Raw genomic sequence first — 20679 nt, forward strand, 5'->3', positions numbered from 1 at the left:
CGCCCCTTCCGGGGTGCGGGCCCTGTCGCCTGCTGCTGGTGCTGGGATGACGCTCGGTCAGCCGTTGCGCTTCCAGCGCGGCTTGTCGTCGCGGCGGCCGAACGAGCTGGAGCCGGAGCCGGAGCCCGTGCCGCGGTGGTCGTCACGGCGGCCGTACGGACGGTCCGAGGAACCGGAGCGGAAGCCGCCCGAGGGGCGGTCGTCACGGCGGTCGCGGTTGAACGGACGGTCGCTGCCGCGGTGGCCGCCGCTGGGGCGGTCGTCCCGGCGGAAACCACCCGAGGGGCGGTCGTCACGGCGGTCGCGGTCGAAGGACGGACGGTCGTCGCGGCGGAAACCACCGGACGGGCGCTCGTCGCGACGGTCACGGTTGAACGGACGGTCGTCACGGCGGTCGTCGCGGCGGAAACCACCCGAGGGACGGTCATCGCGACGGTCGTCCCGGCGGAAACCACCCGAGGGGCGGTCGTCACGGCGGAAACCACCGGACGGACGGTCATCGCGACGGTCGTCCCGGCGGAAGCCGCCCGAGGGACGGTCGTCACGACGGTCGTCCCGGCGGAAACCACCGGACGGACGGTCGTCACGACGGTCACGGCGCTCGAAGTTGCCCCGGTCGTCACGGCGGTCGCGGTCGCGGTCGAAGGACCGCTCCTCGCGCTCCTTCTTCGCGGCGGCGGCAGCAGCAGCAGCCTCCGCCTCCAGCTCGGCCTCCACCGCGCCGGCGACCTCGGCCACCGCGGCCTCGGGGTCATCGCCCCGCTCGCGCGCGGCCCGGGCCACCAGACGGTCGGCCTCGTCGCGCAGCTCGACCGCGCGACGCTGGACCCGCTCCAGCTGCCGGGTCAGGTCGGCGACCTCGCGCTCGGCCTGCTTGGCGGCGTTGTTCGCGGAGTCGGCCTGCACCTCGGTCAGCGACCGGGCGCCGGTGATCTCGGCGACCTCGGGGTCGAAGGCGCCCGCGCCGCCCACGATGTGGCGGGAGGCGTCCACGCCCGCGTCCTCCATGAGCCGGAAGATCTGGCGGCGCTGGTGGGGCAGGGAGAGGGAGACGACCGTGCCGGACTTGCCCGCACGGGCGGTACGGCCGGAGCGGTGCAGATAGTCCTTGTGGTCACCGGCCGGGTCCACGTTCAGGACCAGGTCGATGCCGTCGACGTGGATACCGCGGGCGGCGACGTCGGTGGCGACGAGCACATTGACGTACCCGTCCTTGAAGTCGGCGAGGGTGCGGGTCCGCGCGCCCTGCGTCATACCGCCGTGCAGCGCGTCGGCCTTCACACCGGACTCGCGCAGCTGCTCGGCGACGCGGTCGGCACCGAGCTGGGTGCGGACGAAGATGATCGTACGGCCCTTGCGGGCGGCGATCGCGGCGGTGACCGGGGCCTTGTCCTTCGGCTTCACGACGAGGACGTGGTGGGTCATGGTGGTGACGTTGCCCTGGGCGCTGTCGACCTCGTGGCTCACGGGGTCGTTGAGGTAGCGCTTCACCAGGGTGGTGATCTCGTTCTCCATGGTGGCGGAGAAGAGCATCCGCTGGCCGCCCTGCGGGACCTGGTCCAGCAGCTCGGTCACCTCGGGCAGGAAGCCGAGGTCGGACATCTGGTCGGCCTCGTCGAGGATGGCGACCTGGACCTGCTCCAGGGAGCAGGCACCGCGGTTGATCACATCGCGCAGCCGGCCCGGGGTGGCGACGAGGATGTCGACGCCGCGCTCCAGGGCGTAGATCTGGTTGCCCATGGACGTACCGCCGCAGACGACCTTCATCTTCAGGCCGAGGACGTCACCGTACGGCTGGAGGGCGTCGGCGACCTGCATCGCCAGCTCGCGGGTCGGGGTCAGGATGACACCGCGGGGCTTCTTCTTCTCCGTACGGCCGCCGGAGAGGGTCGCCAGCAGCGGCAGACCGAAGGAGAGCGTCTTGCCGGAGCCCGTACGGCCACGGCCGAGGATGTCCTTGCCGTCCAGGGCGTCCGGGATGGTCGCGGCCTGGATCGGGAAGGGGGTCGTGACGCCGTTCTGCGCGAGCTTGCGCACGATGCCCTCGGGGAGACCGAGGTCACCGAAGGTGATACCGGGCTCGGCGGAGTCGGCCGGAGCCTCGTCGTCGTCGATGTCGGCGTCGGCAGCCAGGTCGGCGTCAGCGTCGTTGTCGATGGCAGCGTCGGTGTCGGTGTCGATGGCAGCGTCGACGGCAGTGGTCGTCTCGGCGGTGGCGACAGCGGTCTCCACGGCTTCTACGGCCTCAACGGCCGCCGCGGACTCGTCCTCGGACACGACGATCTGATCAGAAGAGAAAGTGGACATGCGAAATGCGAAACCTTCCGGAGTCTCGGCACGCGCCCAGCTCCGTGATTTCACAAAAGACCGCCTCGATGCGGTCGGCCACGGCAAGGGAGATACGCGCCACACGGCGCGCTCTTTTGGCGCCGGGCAATGGGATCAAACGATCTACCACCATACGCACCCTCCCCCTCCCGAGGCAAACCGCGATCGCGTGACCCCCGTTACACGGCGGCGACCGCCGGTGACCGGTCGCTCACCCGTACGTCACATCCGTCCCGCAGCACACAGTTCTCACGCGGAGCACACGGAGCACACGGAGCCGCCCGGTCAGGCCGGTCACGCCGGTCCCGGCTGCGGCGATGCCGTCGGCCGCCCCCGCATCCCCCGCCCGTCGGCCTCCACCAGCCGCATCGCGCCCGCGTGCACCTCCGGCGCCGACGAGGCCGACGGCGGATCGGTCGGCTGCGGCGGCTCCGAGACAGGCGGGTCGACGGGCTCCTCCACCGGCGGATCCACCGGAGGCGCCGGCTCCTCCGCCGACGGCGTGGGCCGGGGCGCGGGCGGCTTCGGCGCACCCGGCTGCGGCGGCTGGGGCCGCTCCGCCCCCGGTCCGGGCCGGTCGTCCTCGGGCGCCGCGGATGCGCCGGGGCTCGGCGACAGCTCGGGCTTTCCGCCCTTGCGCCCGCCCCCGCCGGGCTTCCCCGAATCCGCGTGCCGACCACCGCCGCCCGCATGCCGGCCACCGCCCGGGCGCTCGTAGCCGCCGTCCGGGTCCGCGACGGTGTCGCGCCGGTCGGGCGAGCCGCTGGGTGCGGGCTTGGCCCGCTCGTCGTCGCCGACACTCATGCACCCGGCCGATGCGGCGAGCGCGAGCGTGACGGCGAAGGCGGCGGCCACACGGCCGGGGACGGACGACTGGCGCACGGGGGCACCTCCGGAGCAGGACGGGAACAGGGGCGCGCAAAATGCGCCCGGGCGCCCGGACACGAGTCGCGCACCGCGCGCGGGGCTCGTTCCCGTACGCGGCTCTCCCTGCCCAACTCCCGTCGGGCCGCCGGGGACACGCCCCGCGCTCTGACAAGTACACGACCGTGCCCCTGGCTTCTGCGCCCTGTGCGCCCCCGGACCGCCACCGCCGTGCTCCCGTTACCCCCGCACCACCCCCGCCAGCTCCGCCCCGAGGACCAGCGCTCCCGTACCCACCAGCACGGAAGCCACGGCATTCGCCGCCGCAAGGGGCCACCGTCCGGTCTCGGCGAGCCGCAGGGTCTCGTACGAGAAGGTCGAGTACGTGCTGAGCGCTCCGCACAGGCCCGTGCCCAGCAGCGCGTACAGCTCGGTGGAGACGGCGGCGCCCGCGGTCGCGCCGAGGACCAGGCACGCGACGGCGTTGACGGTGAAAGTGCCCCAAGGGAAGGCCGATTCGTGCCGGGACTGCACCGCCCGGTCGGTCAGATACCGCAGCGGTGCGCCCACGGCGGCGCCGAGCGCCACCAGCAGCCAGGTCAACGGCCCGCCCCCGGCCGCCCGAACACCCGCCGTGTCAGCGTGACGGCCGCCCAAACCGCGCCCAGAGAGCCCAGGAGCGTCCCGGCCACATAGCCGAAGGCCGCCGCGCCCTCCCCGCGCTCCAGCAGGTCGCGGGCGTCGAGCGCGTACGCGGAGAAGGTGGTGAACCCGCCCAGCACCCCGGTCCCGGCGAACGGCCGCAGCAGCGGATGGGGAGTGCGGCGGCCGTGGCCCTCGGCGACCGGCACCATCAGCACGCCGATCAGGAACGAGCCGAGGACGTTGATCCCGAGCGTGACGAGCGGGGCGGAGGCCGGATCGCCGGGCCACGCGCGGACCGCCGCGTAGCGGGCGAGCGCACCGATGATCCCGCCCGCGGCGACGGCGGCGAGCACCAGCAGGACATGTGCCCCGGCGGTCTCGGCGCGCTGGGCGGGGACGTGCAGATCGACGTCCGGGTCGATCGGGACCGGCTCGTCCCGTCCGCCGCCGGACGAGGTCACGGCGCGCTCCCGGCCGTACGGCCTCTCCGCACCCCGGGCCACGGCACCGGAAGCAGGACGGGCAGGGGAACCACGGGGCGGCGGCAGGCTCTGCGGGTCGGCACAGAACATATTCTTCCGCGCCGGGGGCCTCGCGGACCGCCCGGAACCGCCCGGGGCGGAGGTCCCGCAGAATGGCCGTGTGCTGGAGATGACGCGTGAGGCGTTCGAAGAGCTGGTGAGCGAGGCGCTGGACTCGATCCCGCCGGAGCTGACCCGGGTGATGGACAACGTGGCCGTGTTCGTGGAGGACGAACCCGACCCGTCCGATCCGGAGCTGCTGGGGCTGTACGAGGGCACCCCGCTGACGGAGCGCGGCGAGTGGTACGCGGGGGTGCTGCCGGACCGTATCTCCATCTACATGGGCCCGACGCTGCGCTACTGCGAGACCCCGGAGGACGTGGTCCACGAGGTCGCGGTGACCGTGGTCCACGAGATCGCCCACCACTTCGGCATCGAGGACGACAGACTCCACGAACTCGGCTGGGGCTGAGGGGCCCTCCCTGGGCCGGGTCGCGGGGGTTCCGGGCCCGCCCGTAACCTGCCCGGCCGCTCAGGCCCCACCCGTACCGCCTCCGCAGACCCACGGCCCGTGCCACGCCCGCCCCCACCCGCATAGGGGCGGTCCCGGCCGGGCATACGGGCCCAATGACAGGCCCATCGGCATCTGCCCGGCAGTTCCGGCACCGCGCCCTGCGCGCGCTGCGTACTCTCCACGGGCGGGCCGAACCGGCCCGGCCGCGCACCCGCGCGCGGCGGCGGGGGCGCGGCGCCCGGATCCGCACCGTCACAGCCGCCCGGCGGCGACCCGCCGCACCCTCTCTCGCCCCCGCACCCCGCCCCTGGGTCCGGGCCCTCGGGCTGGCCGTCGTCGCCGGGCTCGGGGCATGGCTCGGGCTGCTGGTCGTCGGGAGCGTGCATACGCAGGTCGGGCCGATGGAGACGAGCATGACCCTGCGGCCCGATCTGACCGGCGGAACCCGGATCAACGTCTCCCCCCTCGGCGCGCTGGAGCTGGCGTCCCACACCGCGCCCCTGCGGCTCGACGTCGACGTGGAGCAGCTCGACCCGGTCCGCTCCACTGCGCTCGTCGAGCATCCGGAGCGGCTCTCCGGTCTGGAGGACGAGGTCGCGTCCGATGTCGTCGCCGGTACGACGGAGCTGGCCGTACGGTCCTGCGCCGCCGTCGTCGCGGGTGCCACCGCCCTCGGGCTCGTTGTCTACCGCCGGCCGCGCCGGGCCCTGGCCGCCGGGGGTCTCGCGCTCGCACTGCTCGCCGCCTCCACGGCCACCGCCGCCGCGACCTGGAACCCGCGGTCCGTGCTGGAGCCGCGCTATTCGGGGCTGCTGACCAGCGCACCGTCCCTCATCGGCAACGCCCGGTCGATCGTCACCGAGTTCGACGTCTACCAGCAGGAGCTGGCCCGGCTGGTCACCAATGTCACCAAGCTGTACGACGCCACCTCGACGCTGCCCGCGTTCCGGCCGGACCCGGGCAGCATCCGGGTGCTCCACGTCTCCGACCTGCATCTCAACCCGGCCGCCTGGCACATCATCGCCTCGCTGGTGAAGCAGTACCGGATCGACGTGATCGTCGACTCGGGCGACACCATGGACCACGGTTCGGCCGCCGAGAACGCCTTCCTGGACCCGATCCGCGATCTGGGCGCGCCCTATGTGTGGGTGCGCGGCAACCACGACTCCCGGACCACCCAGGCCTATCTGTCGCGGATGAAGAACGTGACGGTCCTCGACGAAGGCCGGGCGGCCACGGTCGGCGGGCTGCGGATCGCGGGCACCGGGGATCCGCAGTTCACCCCGGACCGCTCGGTGGTGGCCCAGGGCGCGCCGGCGGAACGGATGGCGGGCATCCGGCTGGCGTCCGCGATCCGCGACCAGGCCCGGGCGGGCACGCCGGTGGACCTCGCGGTGGCGCACAACCCGGACGCGGCCCGGGAGACCGACGGCACGGTCCCCCTCGTACTCGCCGGGCATCTGCACCGGCGGCAGGTGGAGGTGATGAAGTTCGGCACCCGGCTGAAGGTGGAGGGGTCGACGGGCGGCGGCGGTCTGCGGGCGGTCCAGAACGAGAAGCCGGAGAAGGTCCGGGCCTCGGTGCTCTATCTGGACCGGGCGACGAAGCGGCTCCAGGCCTGGGACGAGATCACGCTCGGCGGTCTCGGACTGACGACGGCCGAGGTCGGCCGCCATCTGCCGGAGGAGAACAAGCCGGGCGCGAAACCGTCCCCCGAGCCCTTCCCCAAGGCCTCGCCGGCCACTCCGGCGGCCCCGTCCCGGGGGCCGTCCGGACCCGCTCGTTCCCCGGTGCCGTAAACCGTTTTGGCGATACCTCCCGCCATCCCATATGCTTCTCACGTCCCCGAGGCGCTGCGAAGCGCCCAGGCGGGCCCTTAGCCCTCATCGTCTAGTGGCCCAGGACGCCGCCCTTTCAAGGCGGTAGCACGGGTTCGAATCCCGTTGGGGGCACGCAACACCTGTGCGAGAATATCGCTCGCGCAGCTGCATTACCTGGTCCTGTGGAGCAGTTTGGAGTGCTCGCCACCCTGTCAAGGTGGAGGCCGCGGGTTCAAATCCCGTCAGGACCGCTACAGCTCGTGCGAACCGCACAGTTGTTTGGCTGGGTAGCTCAGTTGGTACGAGCGATCGCCTGAAAAGCGATAGGTCGCCGGTTCGATCCCGGCCCCAGCCACAGCTTCCCGCTCAGGCCCCGTCCTCCAGGACGGGGCCTGAGCCGTTTCCGTACCCCTACACCTCCTGTGCCTCCTGCACTTCTTTTGCGCCGGGGGTACGGCGGCGGGCGGCGCGGACCGCGAGCACGGCACCGGCCACCGCCACCACCCCCACCAGCAGCACCCAGTCCGGCACGGCGGCCCCCACCTCACCGGCCCACTGCTCGGCCTCGAAGGAGCGGTCCACGGAGACCAGCCCGGGCAGGGCGGTCGCCCCGTCGAAGACCAGGAAGAGCACCCCGAGGAGCACGAAGAACAGCCCGGAGAGCAGTGAGGTGGTGTGCAGCCGGAGCCGGCCCACCGAGAAGCCCCGGCCGCGCAGCCAGCGCCGCCGGCCCAGGTCGAAACGGTCCCAGAGCAGGGCGAGGAAGAACAGCGGTACGGCCATCCCCAGGGCGTACACGGCGAGCAGCAGCCCGCCGTAGACCGGGCTGCCGCTGAACGCGGAGACCGTGAGCACGCTGCCGAGGATCGGCCCGGCGCAGAAGCCCGCGAAGCCGTAGACCAGGCCGAGGGCGTAGACCGGGGCCGCCGTGGTGGGGCGGATCCGGCCGGAGAGCGCGGCGAGCCGGCGGGAGGCGAAGCCCAGGCCGAGGAGCTGCGCCACGCCCAGCGCGATGATCAGCCAGCCGCCGACGGCGACGAGCAGATCGCGGTTGCCGTAGAAGAAGCGGGCGGCGTACGAACCGGCGACGCCGAGCGGGACGAGGGTGGTGGCCAGTCCGGCGTAGAAGATGCCGGTACGGGCCAGCAGCCTGCCCGTCGAGTCGAGGGAGTAGGCGAAGAAGGCCGGGAGCAGCAGGGCGCTGCACGGGCTGATCAGGGCGAGCAGACCACCGAGGAAAGCGGCCAGATAGCCGATCTCGGTCATGAGCCCGATCCGTCCCCCGGTCCGGCGGGGACGCCGGACTTCGCGGCTCCGGTGCCGCCCGCGGTCTTCAGGGCGGCCTCGATGGCGTCCGTGAAGGCCTGCTCGGGCTGGGCGCCCGCGATCGGGCGGCCGTTGATCAGGAAGGAGGGGGTGGAGGTGGCACCCAGGGCGTAGGCCTCGTCCTGGTCCCGCTTGACGGACTGCTTCGCCGCGTCGCTCTCCATGTCCTCGGCGAACCGGTCCGCGTCGGGCACGCCCGCCTGCTTCGCCAGCTCCTTCACCCGGTCGGCGGAGAAGCCCTTCTCCTTGGAGCCCTTGGCGTAGGCGGCGGCGTGGAACTCCCAGAACTTGCCCTGCCGGGAGGCGGCCCAGGCGCCGCGGGCGGCGTTCTCGGAGGGTTCGCCGAAGATCGGGAAGTTGCGCCATTCGATACGCAGCTTGCCCTGGTCGACGTACTTCTTGATGAGCCCGGGCTCGGTGTCGCGGGCGAACTTCCCGCAGAAACCGCACTGGAAGTCGGCGTACTCGATCATGACGACGGGCGCTGTGGCGCTGCCGATCGCGAGCCCGTCGCCGGCCTCGCGGCGGGCGAGCCGCTCCAGCTCGGGGTAGGCGCCGGTCTTCTCCTCGGCGGTCGCGGGGGCCTCACCAGGCCGGGAGGCGGTGTCGGTGGGGGCGGTGGCCTTGACCGTGGCGGCGGGGTCGTCCGGGCGGGTCGCGGTGTACGAGGCGAGGCCGAGCACCAGCGCGGCGGTCAGCACGCCCGCACCGATCAGCAGCGGCTTGCGCTGGGTGGCGGGGATCGACGGCATAGGGGAACGCTCCTGAACGAAAGACGGGAAGAATGGGGGCAAAGGCCCCGGTCAGCGACGTACCAGGGCATGACATGGCTTCCCGGCCTATACGCGCAGGATCGACCGTTCCTCCGAAGAGAGGGGTATCGGCGGCGGACGCCCGTCCGCGACCGGCCCGGCCACGGCGGCGGTGCGGCCGTGCGGAGCCGTACCGCAGTGGAGGTCGTACGAGGGTGCGGGCGGCGGCTCGTGGGACGCGGCACCGCGCGGCGGGGTGGCGGGCTGTGCGTCGCGCTCCCCGGCACCGGAGCCGTTGCCGCAGCCCGCGGCGCCCTCCGGGGCCGTCACCACGGGCCGGTCCGCGCGCTCCTGCGCCGCACCCGCGGCACCCAGAGCGGGACAGAGCACCAGCAACACGGCCGCCAGCACACCCAGCACACCGGATGCACCGCAAACACCGTGTACACCTCGCAGCGCCCCGGCCTGCCGTGGACGCGACCGGGCACGGCCCGGGCGCAACGGCTGCGGCGGCATGGCGGCTGGTCCCCCTTGGGTCGCGTCCGGTGGCGTCCCGCCCGGCGACGGTCGTGAACGATCACTCCATACTGCACCAAAGACCGGAAGAGCAGTGAAATGCGTTAGCCCTCCGTTTCCCGGGGGTGCGATGCTGGAGACCGTATGTCTACTTCCTTCGCCGACCTTCAGACGCTGCTGGCCGGGGCCCCGCTGCGGGACGCCCACCGGCTCGGCCGCCGACTCGAAGGCGCTCGCCGCATCCGTAAGCCCGAGGCGCGGCAGGCCGTGCTGGACGAGATCGCCGCCGAGGCGGAGAAGGCGGCCGCCCGTACCGCCGCCCGCCGCGGCCGGGTGCCGGAGGTGACGTACCCGGAGCAGCTGCCCGTCAGCCGTAAACGGGACGAGATCCTGGAGGCGATACGGGACCACCAGGTCGTGATCGTCGCGGGTGAGACCGGCTCCGGCAAGACCACCCAGATCCCGAAGATCTGCCTGGAACTGGGCCGGGGCGTCCGGGGCATGATCGGCCACACCCAGCCGCGCCGGATCGCGGCCCGTACGGTCGCCGAACGCGTCGCGGAGGAGCTGCGCACCCCGCTCGGCGAGGCCGTCGGCTGGAAGGTCCGCTTCACCGACCAGGTGAACCAGGACGCGACCTTTGTGAAGCTGATGACGGACGGCATCCTGCTCGCCGAGATCCAGACCGACCGCGAGCTGCGCGCCTACGACACGATCATCATCGACGAGGCGCACGAGCGTTCCCTCAATATCGACTTCCTTCTCGGCTATCTGGCGCAGCTGCTGCCCCGGCGGCCCGATCTGAAGGTGGTCATCACCTCCGCGACGATCGACCCCGAGAGGTTCTCCCGCCACTTCGGGGAGGCGCCGATCATCGAGGTCAGCGGGCGGACCTATCCGGTGGAGGTCCGCTACCGGCCGCTTCTGGAAGAAGATGCCGACGATGCGGCAGAGAGCGACCGCGACCAGATCACCGCGATCTGCGAGGCCGCCGAGGAGCTGATGGCCGAGGGGAAGGGCGATATCCTCGTCTTCCTCTCCGGCGAGCGCGAGATCCGTGACACCGCGGACGCCCTCAACAAGCGGAACTACCGCTTCACCGAGGTGCTGCCGCTCTACGCCCGGCTCTCCCACGCCGAGCAGCACCGGGTCTTCCAGCCGCACACCGGCCGCAGGATCGTTCTGGCGACCAATGTCGCCGAGACCTCGCTGACCGTGCCCGGCATCAAGTACGTGATCGACCCCGGCACCGCCCGGATCTCCCGCTACAGCCACCGCACCAAGGTCCAGCGGCTGCCGATCGAACGGATCAGCCAGGCCAGCGCCAACCAGCGCAAGGGCCGCTGCGGCCGTACCTCCGACGGTATCTGCATCCGGCTCTACTCCGAGGACGACTTCGACGCCCGGCCCGAGTTCACGGACGCCGAGATCCTCCGCACCAATCTGGCGTCGGTCATCCTCCAGATGACGGCCGCCGGACTCGGCGATATCGAGAAGTTCCCCTTCATCGACCCGCCGGACCACCGCAATATCCGCGACGGCGTGCAGCTGCTCCAGGAGCTGGGTGCCTTCGATCCGGCGCAGAAAGCCCCCAGAGGGAAAGAGGGGCAGAAGCTCACCCCCCTCGGGCGGAAGCTCTCCCAGCTCCCCGTCGACCCCCGGCTGGCCCGGATGGTCGTCGAAGCCGAGAAGAACGGCTGCGTCCGCGAGGTGATGGTGATCGCCGCCGCGCTCTCCATCCAGGACCCGCGGGAGCGCCCCGCCGACAAGCAGACCCAGGCGGACCAGCAGCACGCCCGCTTCAAGGACGAGACGTCCGACTTCCTCGCCTTCCTCAACCTCTGGCGGTACGTCCGCGAGCAGCAGAAGGAGCGCGGCTCCTCCAGCTTCCGCCGGATGTGCAAGCAGGAGTATCTGAACTTCCTGCGGATCCGCGAATGGCAGGACATCTACTCCCAGGTGCGGCAGGTCGCCAAGTCCATGGGCATCCATGTCAACGAGGAGGACGGTCCGGAGTCCGGAGTCCATGTATCGCTGCTGGCGGGGCTGCTGTCGCATATCGGGCTCAAGGACACCGATGCGAAGAACGAGTTCCTGGGGGCACGCGGCGCCAAGTTCGCCGTCTTCCCCGGCTCCGCGCTCTTCAAGAAGCCGCCGCGGCTGGTGATGTCCGCCGAGCTGGTGGAGACCTCCCGCCTCTGGGCCCGGGTCAACGCGAAGATCGAACCCGAGTGGGTCGAACCGCTGGCCCAGCACCTGCTGAAGCGGACGTACTCGGAACCGCACTGGGAGAAGGACCAGGCCGCGGTGATGGCGTACGAGAAGGTCACCCTGTACGGCGTGCCGATCGTCGCCCAGCGCAAGGTCAACTACGGCCGGATCGACCCCGAGACCTCCCGTGACCTTTTCCTTCGCAACGCCCTGGTGGAGGGCGACTGGCGGACCCACCACAAGTTCTTCGCCGACAACCGCCGGCTGCTGACCGAGGTCGAGGAGCTGGAGCACCGGGCCCGGCGCCGGGACATCCTCGTCGACGACGAGACCCTCTTCGACTTCTACGACCAGCGGGTGCCCGCGCACGTCGTCTCCGGCGCGCACTTCGACTCCTGGTGGAAGCAGAAGCGCCAGGAGGAGCCCGAGCTGCTCGACTTCGAGCGCGAGATGCTCATCAACGAGAAGGCCGGCGCGGTCACCAAGGACGACTATCCGGACTCCTGGCGCCAGGGGCGGCTGAAGTTCCGCGTGACGTACCAGTTCGAGCCGGGCGCCGACGCGGACGGTGTCACCGTCCATATCCCCGTCCAGGTCCTCAACCAGGTCACCGACGAGGGCTTCGACTGGCAGATCCCCGGACTGCGCGAAGAGGTCGTCGTCGAGCTGATCCGCTCCCTGCCCAAACCGGTGCGCCGCCACTACGTGCCCGCACCGAACTACGCGAAGGCCTTCCTGGAGCGGGCCGTGCCCCTCCAGGAGCCGCTGACGGCGACCCTGGCCCGGGAGCTGAAGCAGATGGTCGGCGTCCCGGTCCACCCCGACGACTTCGACCTCTCCAAGGTCCCCGACCACCTCAAGATCACCTTCCGGATCGTCGACGAACGGCGCCGCAGGCTGGCCGAGGCGAAGGATCTGGAGTCCCTGCGGCTGAAGCTGCGCCCCAAGGCCCGCCAGGCCCTCTCCGAGGCCGCCGCGGGGGCCGCGGGGCCGACGGGGGAGTCCATCGAGCGCACGGGCCTCACGGACTGGACCATCGGCTCCCTGACGAAGGTCTTCGAGACCCGGCGGGCCGGACAGCCGGTGAAGGCGTACCCCGCGCTCGTCGACGACGGCGACACCGTCTCCGTACGCCTCTTCGACACCGAGGCCGAGCAGCGGGCCGCCATGTGGCGGGGCACCCGCAGGCTCATCCTGCGCAACATTCCCGTGAACCCTGCCAAGTTCGCCTCGGACAAGCTGACCAACCCGCAGAAGCTGGCGCTCTCCGGCAACCCCCACGGCTCCGTCCAGGCCCTCTTCGAGGACTGCGCGACCGCGGCGGCCGACAAGCTGATCGCCGACCACGGCGGTCCCGCGTGGGACGAGGAGTCCTACCGCAAGCTGTACGACGCCGTCCGCGCCGACCTCGTCGACACCACCGTCCGCACGGTCTCCCAGGTACAGCAGGTGCTGGCCGCCTGGCAGGCCTGCGAACGGCGGCTCAAGACCACCACCAGTCCCGCGCTGGCGGCGAACACCGCGGACGTGCGCCGCCAGTTGGACACGCTGATGCCGGCCGGATTCGTCACCCTCACCGGACTGGGCAGGCTGCCCGACCTCATGCGCTATCTGGTCGCCGCGGACCGGCGGCTGACGCAGATGCCGTCCGGGGTCCAGCGCGACACCTCGCGCATGGAGAAGGTCCAGGACATGCAGGACGAGTACGCCTGGCTGCTGGAGCAGCTCCCCCAGGGGCGGCCGGTGCCGAAGGACGTCCTCGACATCCGCTGGATGATCGAAGAGCTGCGCGTCAGCTACTTCGCGCATGCGCTGGGGACGGCGTATCCGGTGTCGGACAAGAGGATCGTGAAGGCGATCGACGCGGCGGCGCCGTAGCGGCGGGGGCCGCGGGAGCTGTGACGGTCCCGTCACCGACGGCGAGTTCGACCGGAGCGGCAAAGCTGCTGTAGAGTCTCTTCTCGCAGCCCAGCGCAGGAATCGGGCCGCGAATCTGGTCCTGTGGAGCAGTTTGGAGTGCTCGCCACCCTGTCAAGGTGGAGGCCGCGGGTTCAAATCCCGTCAGGACCGCGTTGTTTCTCCGAAGGGCCCGCGCCACTTGTTGGTGCGGGCCCTTCGGCGTACCCGCCGCCCCCGCGCCGTTTCCAAGTCCCTTGAGTGTCGCCTGCGGCCCGCAGCGAGTTGCTCGCGCAGTTCCTCGCGCCCCTAGGTACTCGACCTGCCCGCGCCTGCTGGATTGAGCGCCTGAGGGCCGCATATCAAGGTCGGCGAGGCGAAGGTGTCAGGGGCGCTGGGGGTCCCCCCATTGCCGAAGGCATAGGTGGGGGCACCTCCCACGCCGCCAGGCGTAGGGGGAGGAACTGCGCGAGCAACCCGCCGACGGGCAGCAGTCGAACGACTCGCGGTGGAGGCACCTCCATAGGCACCCGGGGCGGCGGGCCTGCCCGCAGGGGCGGGACCTTGGTCCCGGAGGTGGGGGACCTCGGGGGCATGGCGGGGAGCGGCGGAAGATGACACGCTCGACGTTGGCAAGGGTTGCAGCATGTGACGGGTGTCACCGTATAGGTTTTGCGTAGACAGGTTTTTAGGCCTCGTTTACAACCAACCAATTTAATATGTGCAATTGCACTGCCCCGATAACCTCCCCGCTCACCCCCCAAAAAAATCGCGCCGGACTCGGCGGAGTCCAGCGCGATCGGTGACCGACGGCCCGTTGGGGCGGGCGCCCGTCGTATGGAGCTATGGGGTGGGCTTACCGGAATGGGGGTCCCGGAACGCCCTGATCCGGAGAGGCCGCCGAGCAGTGGCCGGCCTCGCCGGGACGAGGCTTATGCCTCGCTGCGCTGCTGCGGAATACCCGCCAGCAGTGCGCGTACTTCCGCCTCGCGGTAGCGGCGGTGGCCGCCGAGCGTGCGGATCGACGTGAGCTTCCCTGCCTTGGCCCAGCGGGTGACCGTCTTCGGGTCCACACGGAACATCGTGGCGACCTCAGCCGGGGTCAACAGCGGCTCGGCGTCAGGGGTGCGAGCGGTCATGAGCGGCCTCCTCGGGAGAACCGAACCTTCTCGGTTCTTTCCTCTAAATTCTGCACCTTGACCCGCGTTGCCCGAAATGGCGTATGCGGGTTGAGTCGGTTATAGGACGAACGGCTTGTCCTCGGCACTACAACTACACCATCTGTCCAGCCGCCACGGCCAAACCGTTGGAATTGCCCTCCGAGGTGTTCATCAGTGGCGGAACTCCGATGGACCATGCCATAGCGGACAGTTACACCACAGTGACGATCAGTCACAGAGCGATCAGGAGCCACCAGACCCCCCATAGAGCACAATGCCGAGCGTTCCGCCCTCACTTGGACGGAAGGAACCCTCCCCGGACTCCTTGTCCTATTTTGACACGAGGGTAGGCGTTGGGCGCAAGAGCCCTGTTAGTGCAGTCCGTCACGCTTGACACAAAGGCCCGGATCGGGACCTAGGACCCGCCCCTTTCGGCCCCGTGGTCAGTTCGCGGACTGGAGGCTCCGTACGGCCGTCCACCGCTCGGCCAGCCGGGCGTAGGCGATCCGGGCCCCCTCCGCGTCGCCCGCCCGCAGCGCCGCGATCCCCGCGGCCACATCCGCCGCGGAGTGATCATCGGCGAGCGCCGGACCGGACAGCGCGTGCACCAGTCCGCCGTAGTCCAGTTCGACGAGGGAGCGCGGATGGAATTCCTCCAGCCACTTCCCTACATCTACCAAACCCGCCGCGAGCTGCTCACCGTCCTGGGACTCCCGCAGCGCCTTCAGCGCCCGGGCGACCCGCCGCCGGGCCTGGGCCATGGGGGTGCGGTAGCGGAGTCCGGGCGGACCGGCAGGACTGTCAGGACTTTCAGGACTGCCAGGACTGTCAGGACCGGCGGCTCCGCCCGGTACGTACTCCCGCTCCTCGTCCCCGAAGAGGGTGAACCACCGGACCGGCACCTGCCACACCGCCGTACGGATCCAGGGGCGCGCGTCCGGGTTCCGCTCCCGCCAGTGCTCCCAGTCCGCCGCGGCCTCCTTCCGCACCACCGGCGGCAGGGCCGCGTCCAGCAGGGCCGCCGGAAAACGCTCGGGCGCCTCCTGGAGCGCCAGCCGGCTCCTGAGCTTGGTCCGCCAGGGGCAGATCAGCACCACACCGTCCACTTCCGTCACGAACGCCTCGGTACTTTCGTGCACCGGGACGGGAACGGGCGGTGTGGGCACCAAGTCCGCCAGCGAGCGGCGGAGTTCGTCCTGGGCCGTGGGAGCCTCTCCACGGGCCGCGTAGCGCGTCCAGTGGGCCCTTTCCGGCTCCGGGAAGGCGGCCAGGGGCTCGTACACCCGCAGATAGGCCGCATAGGGAACGATCACCGAGGACACCGCAGGCATACCGGAAATACTTCCACGCCCGGGCCGTCCTGCACCCCTCACCCGGGTGATCCTCCGCACGGAGGCCGATCTACGCCTGCGTAGGACTTACCCTCGTGCCGTCTGGGGGTTTCCCCCACCCCGGGAAACCCACCCGCCGCTTCGTACTTGGGAGTCACCACCGTGACCGACATGACCGGCGCCGCCGCCCCCGTGCTCCACACCCTGTTCCGATCCGACCAGGGCGGGCACGAGCAGGTGGTCCTCTGCCAGGACCGCGCCTCCGGCCTCAAGGCCGTGATCGCCATCCACTCCACCGCCCTGGGCCCGGCCCTCGGCGGTACCCGGTTCCACCCCTACGCCTCCGAGGAGGAGGCCCTCGCCGACGCGCTGAACCTGGCGCGCGGGATGTCGTACAAGAACGCCATGGCCGGACTCGGCCACGGCGGCGGCAAGGCCGTGATCATGGGGGATCCGCAGACGCTGAAGTCGGAGGAGCTGCTGCTGGCCTACGGCCGGTTCGTGGAATCCCTCCGCGGGCGCTATGTGACCGCCTGCGACGTGGGGACGTACGTCGCCGATATGGACGTCGTCGCCCGGGCCACCCGCTGGGCCACCGGCCGCTCCCCCGAGAACGGCGGCGCCGGCGACTCCTCCGTACTCACCGCCTACGGGGTGTACCAGGGCATGCGCGCCAGCGCCCGGCACCTCTGGGGCGATCCGGGGCTCGCCGGGCGCACGATCGGTGTCGCGGGCGTCGGCAAGGTCGGCCATCACCTGGTGAAACACCTGGTCGACGAGGGTGCCCGGGTGATCGTCACAGATGTCCGCGAAGAGTCCGTACGCCGGGTACTCGACCGCCACCCCCAGGTCACCGCCGTCCCCGACACCGCCGCCCTGATCCGCACCGAGGGACTGGACGTCTACGCGCCCTGCGCACTCGGCGGTGCACTGGACGACCATTCGGTACCGGTGCTCACCGCGGCGATCGTCTGCGGCGCGGCCAACAACCAGCTCGCCCACCCGGGCGTGGAGAAGGACCTCGCCGACCGCGGGATCCTCTACGCCCCGGACTATGTGGTGAACGCCGGCGGTGTCATCCAGGTCGCCGACGAGCTGCACGGCTTCGACTTCGACCGGTGCAAGGCGAAGGCCGCGCTGATCTACGAAACCACCCTGGAAATCTTCGCACACGCAAATTCGGAGGGTGTTCCGCCGGCCGTGGCGGCCGACCGGATCGCCGAGCGGAGGATGGCCGAGGGGCACCGCCCCGAACACGGCTGAGGGTCGGCTCGACAGCGGCCGGCCGGCTGCGGTTCCGAACGGGGCCGCTCCCGCTCCCGCGCTCCGGCCGGAGCCGTCCGCCCGTTCGCGGGGGTCCGGAATGACGAGACTCACCCCGGACGGGCGGGCCCACCGCCAAGAAGAGGTTAATATCGCAGATGACCAGCGAGGACGGGGCTCCTCGCGGGTTCTGCGACGTGGCACGTCATGCGGGCGGCGTACCGTATGGCCGCGGAAGCAGGTACCGTTGAAGCCCTACGGGCCGGTCTCCCCACGGGGAGTCCGTTCCGACTCATGAACGCGTGTCAAGACTCTGGGGCCGTCGAGCCCCGTCACCGAGGGGGTCGAGCCATGGGGCGCGGCCGGGCCAAGGCCAAGCAGACAAAGGTCGCCCGCCAGCTGAAGTACAACAGCGGCGGTACAGACCTGACACGACTGGCCACTGAGCTGGGCGCATCGACTTCGAGCCAGCCGCCGAACGCGGAGCCGTTCGAGGACGAGGACGAAGAAGACGACCCGTACGCACAGTACGCGGAGCTGTACAACGACGACGAGGACGAGGACGACGAGTCCGGTCCCGCGTCGCAGCAGCGCCGCGGCGCTTGACGCTGTACTGACACCGACCCGGTCCGGGGGCGAAAGCTCCGGGACCGGGTTCCGTGCTGTGCGGACCGTGCCGTGAACCCGGTCGGCGGCTGCCGGAGCGGGCCCGGGCCGCGGCGGGCGGTGCGGCCCGGGGCCGTACCGCCACTGCCTCCGCGTTTGTCTGGTCCACCGCCGGATCCGCTACGGTGCGTCGCCGCGCCCGTACGTCAGACCGCGTAGTCGCCGACGAGTGCGGCCCCCGTGGTGTGCTCGCCGCGTTCGGTGATCTCACCGGCGACCCAGGCCTCCACACCGCGGTCCGCCAGTACCGTCAGGGCGGTGTCGGCCGACTCCTGCGGCACCACGGCGATCATGCCGACGCCCATGTTCAGGGTCTTCTCCAGCTCCTCCCGCTCGACCTGTCCGGCCCGGCCGACCAGATCGAAGACCGGGCCCGGGGCCCAGGTGGAGCGGTCGACGACCGCGTGCAGCCCGTCGGGGACGACCCGCGCGAGGTTGTTCGCCAGACCGCCGCCGGTGACATGGCTGAAGGCGTGGACCTCGGTGGTCCGGATCAGCGCCAGACAGTCGAGGGAGTAGATCCGGGTGGGCTCCAGCAGCTCCTCGCCGAGCGTCCGGCCGAACTCCTCGACCTGCTGCTCCAGCGCCATGCCCGCCCGGTCGAACAGCACGTGCCGGACCAGCGAGTACCCGTTGGAGTGAAGGCCGGACGACGCCATCGCGATCACCGCGTCACCCGTACGGATACGATCCGCGCCCAGCAGCCGGTCGGCCTCGACCACACCGGTGCCGGCGCCCGCGACGTCGAACTCGTCCGGGCCGAGCAGCCCGGGGTGCTCGGCGGTCTCGCCGCCGATCAGGGCGCAGCCGGCCAGGACACAGCCCTCGGCGATGCCCTTGACGATGGCGGCGACCCGCTCCGGGTGGACCTTGCCCACACAGATGTAGTCGGTCATGAAGAGGGGCTCGGCGCCGCAGACGACGATGTCGTCGACGACCATGCCGACCAGGTCGTGGCCGATGGTGTCGTAGACGCCGAGGCGGCGGGCCAGATCGACCTTGGTGCCGACGCCGTCGGTGGCGGAGGCCAGCAGCGGGCGCTCGTAGCGCTTGAGGGCGGAGGCGTCGAAGAGTCCGGCGAAGCCGCCGATACCGCCGAGGACCTCGGGGCGGCGGGTCTTCTTCACCCACTCCTTCATCAGCTCGACCGCGCGGTCTCCGGCCTCGATGTCGACACCCGCGGCCGCGTAGCTGGCACCGGTGAACTCAGTGGTCATGACAGGGGGCTTTCTGGTTCTGAGGGCGGCGCCGTCGCCGTCGACGGCATCCAGGAGGCCGGGAGGGACAGCGGCGGCGCGGCGATCATCAGGGGCGGCGCAGCGCGTCGGCGGCGTCGGCGCCGCCCGCCAGCTCGGTTTCGAGGAGCTGCTTGCCGAGCAGCTCGGGATCGGGCAGCTCCATCGGGTACTCGCCGTCGAAGCAGGCCCGGCAGAGGTTCGGCTTGGGGATCGTGGTGGCCGCGATCATGCCGTCGATGGAGATGTAGGCGAGGGAGTCGGCCCCCAGGGAGGCGCCGATCTCGTCGATGGTCATGCCGTTGGCGATCAGCTCGGCGCGGGTGGCGAAGTCGATGCCGAAGAAGCAGGGCCACTTCACGGGCGGTGAGGAGATCCGTACATGGACCTCGGCGGCGCCCGCCTCGCGGAGCATCTTCACCAGGGCGCGCTGGGTGTTGCCGCGGACGATGGAATCGTCGACGACGACCAGCCGCTTGCCCCGGATGACCTCGCGCAGGGGGTTGAGCTTGAGGCGGATGCCGAGCTGGCGGATGGTCTGGGAGGGCTGGATGAAGGTCCGGCCGACATAGGCGTTCTTGACGAGTCCGGAGCCGTACGGGATGCCGCTGGCTTCCGCGTAGCCGATGGCGGCGGGGGTGCCGGACTCCGGGGTCGCTATGACGAGATCGGCGTCCGCCGGGGCCTCGGCGGCCAGTTTCCGGCCCATCTCGACCCGGGAGAGATAGACGCTGCGCCCGGCGATATCAGTGTCGGGGCGGGCCAGGTAGACGTACTCGAAGACACAGCCCTTGGGCTTCGCTTCTGCGAATCGGGAGGTACGGATCCCGTTCTCGTCGATGGCGATCAGCTCGCCGGGCTCGATCTCGCGGACGAAACCGGCGCCGCAGATGTCGAGGGCGGCGGATTCGCTGGCCACGACCCAGCCGCGGTCGAGGCGGCCGAGGACCAGCGGGCGGATGCCCTGCGGGTCACGGGCCGCGTAGAGGGTGGTCTCGTCCATGAAGACGAGGGAGAAGGCGCCCCGGACGCCGGGCAGGACCCGGGCGGCTGCCTGCTCCACGGAGAGCGGTTTGCCGTCGTCGTCGGTCTGGCCGGCGAGGAGGGCGGTCACCAGATCGGTGTCGTTGGTGGCGGCGACCTGGGTGGCACGGCCGTCCTGGCGGGGCAGCTCGGCGACGAGCGCGGCCAGTTCCGCGGTGTTGACCAGATTGCCGTTGTGGCCGAGGGCGATGGAGCCGTTGGCCGTGGCGCGGAAGGTGGGCTGGGCGTTCTCCCAGACCGAGGCGCCGGTGGTGGAGTAGCGGGCATGTCCGACGGCGATATGTCCCCTGAGGGAGCCGAGGGAGGTTTCGTCGAAGACCTGGGAGACCAGTCCCATGTCCTTGAAGACGAGGATCTGTGAACCGTTGCTGACCGCGATACCCGCGGATTCCTGGCCTCGATGCTGGAGGGCGTAGAGCCCGAAGTAAGTGAGCTTTGCGACCTCTTCTCCCGGGGCCCAGACCCCGAAGACGCCGCAAGCGTCCTGGGGGCCCTTCTCGCCGGGAAGCAGATCGTGATTGAGTCGACCGTCACCACGTGGCACGGCACCGAGTGTAGGCGAGATCGACCACTGGTCCGAATTGGCG

The 20679-nt window shown here is 71.0% G+C and carries 16 protein-coding genes and 4 tRNA genes; 9 read left to right on the forward strand and 11 right to left on the reverse strand.

The window, feature by feature from the left end:
- Window positions 1-57: 57 nt before the first annotated feature.
- From B7R87_RS14910 to B7R87_RS14925, 4 genes are all read right to left on the reverse strand, one after another.
- Window positions 58-2307 (reverse strand): DEAD/DEAH box helicase, encoded by a 2250-nt coding sequence (locus B7R87_RS14910; protein WP_006348248.1) that lies wholly within the window; start codon window positions 2305-2307, stop codon window positions 58-60.
- A gap of 315 nt (window positions 2308-2622) precedes the next feature.
- Window positions 2623-3210, reverse strand: a complete 588-nt coding sequence (locus B7R87_RS14915) for a hypothetical protein (RefSeq protein WP_130585004.1) — start codon at window positions 3208-3210, stop codon at window positions 2623-2625.
- 222 nt (window positions 3211-3432) lie between these two features.
- Window positions 3433-3795 (reverse strand): fluoride efflux transporter FluC, encoded by a 363-nt coding sequence (locus B7R87_RS14920; protein WP_006348246.1) that lies wholly within the window; start codon window positions 3793-3795, stop codon window positions 3433-3435.
- A complete protein-coding gene (locus tag B7R87_RS14925; protein WP_006348245.1) occupies window positions 3792-4340 on the reverse strand; it encodes a fluoride efflux transporter FluC in 549 nt (182 codons plus the stop codon). Before B7R87_RS14925 ends, B7R87_RS14920 begins: the two co-directional genes overlap by 4 nt.
- A gap of 139 nt (window positions 4341-4479) precedes the next feature.
- Here B7R87_RS14925 and B7R87_RS14930 point away from each other — a divergent pair, with 139 nt between their 5' ends.
- The 5 genes from B7R87_RS14930 to B7R87_RS14950 all read left to right on the forward strand — a co-directional run bounded on the left by B7R87_RS14930 (window position 4480) and on the right by B7R87_RS14950 (window position 7047).
- The gene (locus B7R87_RS14930) at window positions 4480-4830 is read left to right on the forward strand and encodes a metallopeptidase family protein (protein ID WP_006348244.1); all 351 of its coding nucleotides are present in this window, start codon (window positions 4480-4482) and stop codon (window positions 4828-4830) included.
- Between the two features lie 155 nt (window positions 4831-4985).
- Window positions 4986-6671 (forward strand): metallophosphoesterase family protein, encoded by a 1686-nt coding sequence (locus B7R87_RS14935; RefSeq protein WP_130585003.1) that lies wholly within the window; start codon window positions 4986-4988, stop codon window positions 6669-6671.
- Window positions 6672-6751: 80 nt separating this feature from the next.
- Window positions 6752-6824, forward strand: a tRNA-Glu gene (locus B7R87_RS14940).
- A gap of 44 nt (window positions 6825-6868) precedes the next feature.
- A tRNA-Asp gene (locus B7R87_RS14945) sits at window positions 6869-6943 on the forward strand.
- A 30-nt stretch (window positions 6944-6973) separates the two neighbouring features.
- A tRNA-Phe gene (locus B7R87_RS14950) sits at window positions 6974-7047 on the forward strand.
- A gap of 56 nt (window positions 7048-7103) precedes the next feature.
- Here the strand turns inward: B7R87_RS14950 and B7R87_RS14955 are convergent.
- From B7R87_RS14955 to B7R87_RS14965, 3 genes are all read right to left on the reverse strand, one after another.
- Window positions 7104-7958, reverse strand: a complete 855-nt coding sequence (locus tag B7R87_RS14955; RefSeq protein ID WP_006348242.1) for a cytochrome c biogenesis CcdA family protein — start codon at window positions 7956-7958, stop codon at window positions 7104-7106.
- Entirely contained in the window at window positions 7955-8770 is an 816-nt protein-coding gene (locus B7R87_RS14960; protein ID WP_006348241.1) for a DsbA family protein, read from the reverse strand. The genes B7R87_RS14955 and B7R87_RS14960 overlap by 4 nt, the downstream gene beginning before the upstream one ends.
- 87 nt (window positions 8771-8857) lie before the next feature.
- Window positions 8858-9190, reverse strand: a complete 333-nt coding sequence (locus B7R87_RS14965) for a hypothetical protein (RefSeq protein WP_130585002.1) — start codon at window positions 9188-9190, stop codon at window positions 8858-8860.
- Between the two features lie 240 nt (window positions 9191-9430).
- Between B7R87_RS14965 and hrpA the strand changes: the two genes are divergently transcribed.
- Both hrpA and B7R87_RS14975 read left to right on the forward strand, forming a co-directional pair.
- Window positions 9431-13375 carry an ATP-dependent RNA helicase HrpA gene (gene hrpA, locus B7R87_RS14970; protein WP_006348240.1) on the forward strand — a complete coding sequence of 1315 codons (3945 nt, stop codon included), beginning with the start codon at window positions 9431-9433 and terminating at the stop codon, window positions 13373-13375.
- Window positions 13376-13492: 117 nt separating this feature from the next.
- Window positions 13493-13567, forward strand: a tRNA-Asp gene (locus B7R87_RS14975).
- A gap of 758 nt (window positions 13568-14325) precedes the next feature.
- Here the strand turns inward: B7R87_RS14975 and bldC are convergent.
- Entirely contained in the window at window positions 14326-14532 is a 207-nt protein-coding gene (gene bldC / locus B7R87_RS14980) for a developmental transcriptional regulator BldC (protein ID WP_003949541.1), read from the reverse strand.
- Between the two features lie 464 nt (window positions 14533-14996).
- Entirely contained in the window at window positions 14997-15884 is an 888-nt protein-coding gene (locus B7R87_RS14985; protein WP_006348239.1) for a hypothetical protein, read from the reverse strand.
- A 162-nt stretch (window positions 15885-16046) separates the two neighbouring features.
- Between B7R87_RS14985 and B7R87_RS14990 the strand changes: the two genes are divergently transcribed.
- The gene (locus B7R87_RS14990; RefSeq protein WP_006348238.1) at window positions 16047-17147 is read left to right on the forward strand and encodes a Leu/Phe/Val dehydrogenase; all 1101 of its coding nucleotides are present in this window, start codon (window positions 16047-16049) and stop codon (window positions 17145-17147) included.
- A 351-nt stretch (window positions 17148-17498) separates the two neighbouring features.
- Complete coding sequence (locus B7R87_RS14995; protein WP_006348237.1) at window positions 17499-17753, forward strand: DUF3073 domain-containing protein; 255 nt, start codon at window positions 17499-17501, stop codon at window positions 17751-17753.
- Between the two features lie 206 nt (window positions 17754-17959).
- Here the strand turns inward: B7R87_RS14995 and purM are convergent, their stop codons facing one another.
- Both purM and purF read right to left on the reverse strand, forming a co-directional pair.
- Window positions 17960-19030 carry a phosphoribosylformylglycinamidine cyclo-ligase gene (gene purM / locus B7R87_RS15000; protein ID WP_006348236.1) on the reverse strand — a complete coding sequence of 357 codons (1071 nt, stop codon included), beginning with the start codon at window positions 19028-19030 and terminating at the stop codon, window positions 17960-17962.
- 88 nt (window positions 19031-19118) lie between these two features.
- The gene (purF, locus tag B7R87_RS15005) at window positions 19119-20636 is read right to left on the reverse strand and encodes an amidophosphoribosyltransferase (RefSeq protein WP_040915695.1); all 1518 of its coding nucleotides are present in this window, start codon (window positions 20634-20636) and stop codon (window positions 19119-19121) included.
- Window positions 20637-20679 lie beyond the last annotated feature (43 nt).

Source organism: Streptomyces tsukubensis, assembly GCF_003932715.1.
GTDB lineage: Bacteria > Actinomycetota > Actinomycetes > Streptomycetales > Streptomycetaceae > Streptomyces > Streptomyces tsukubensis.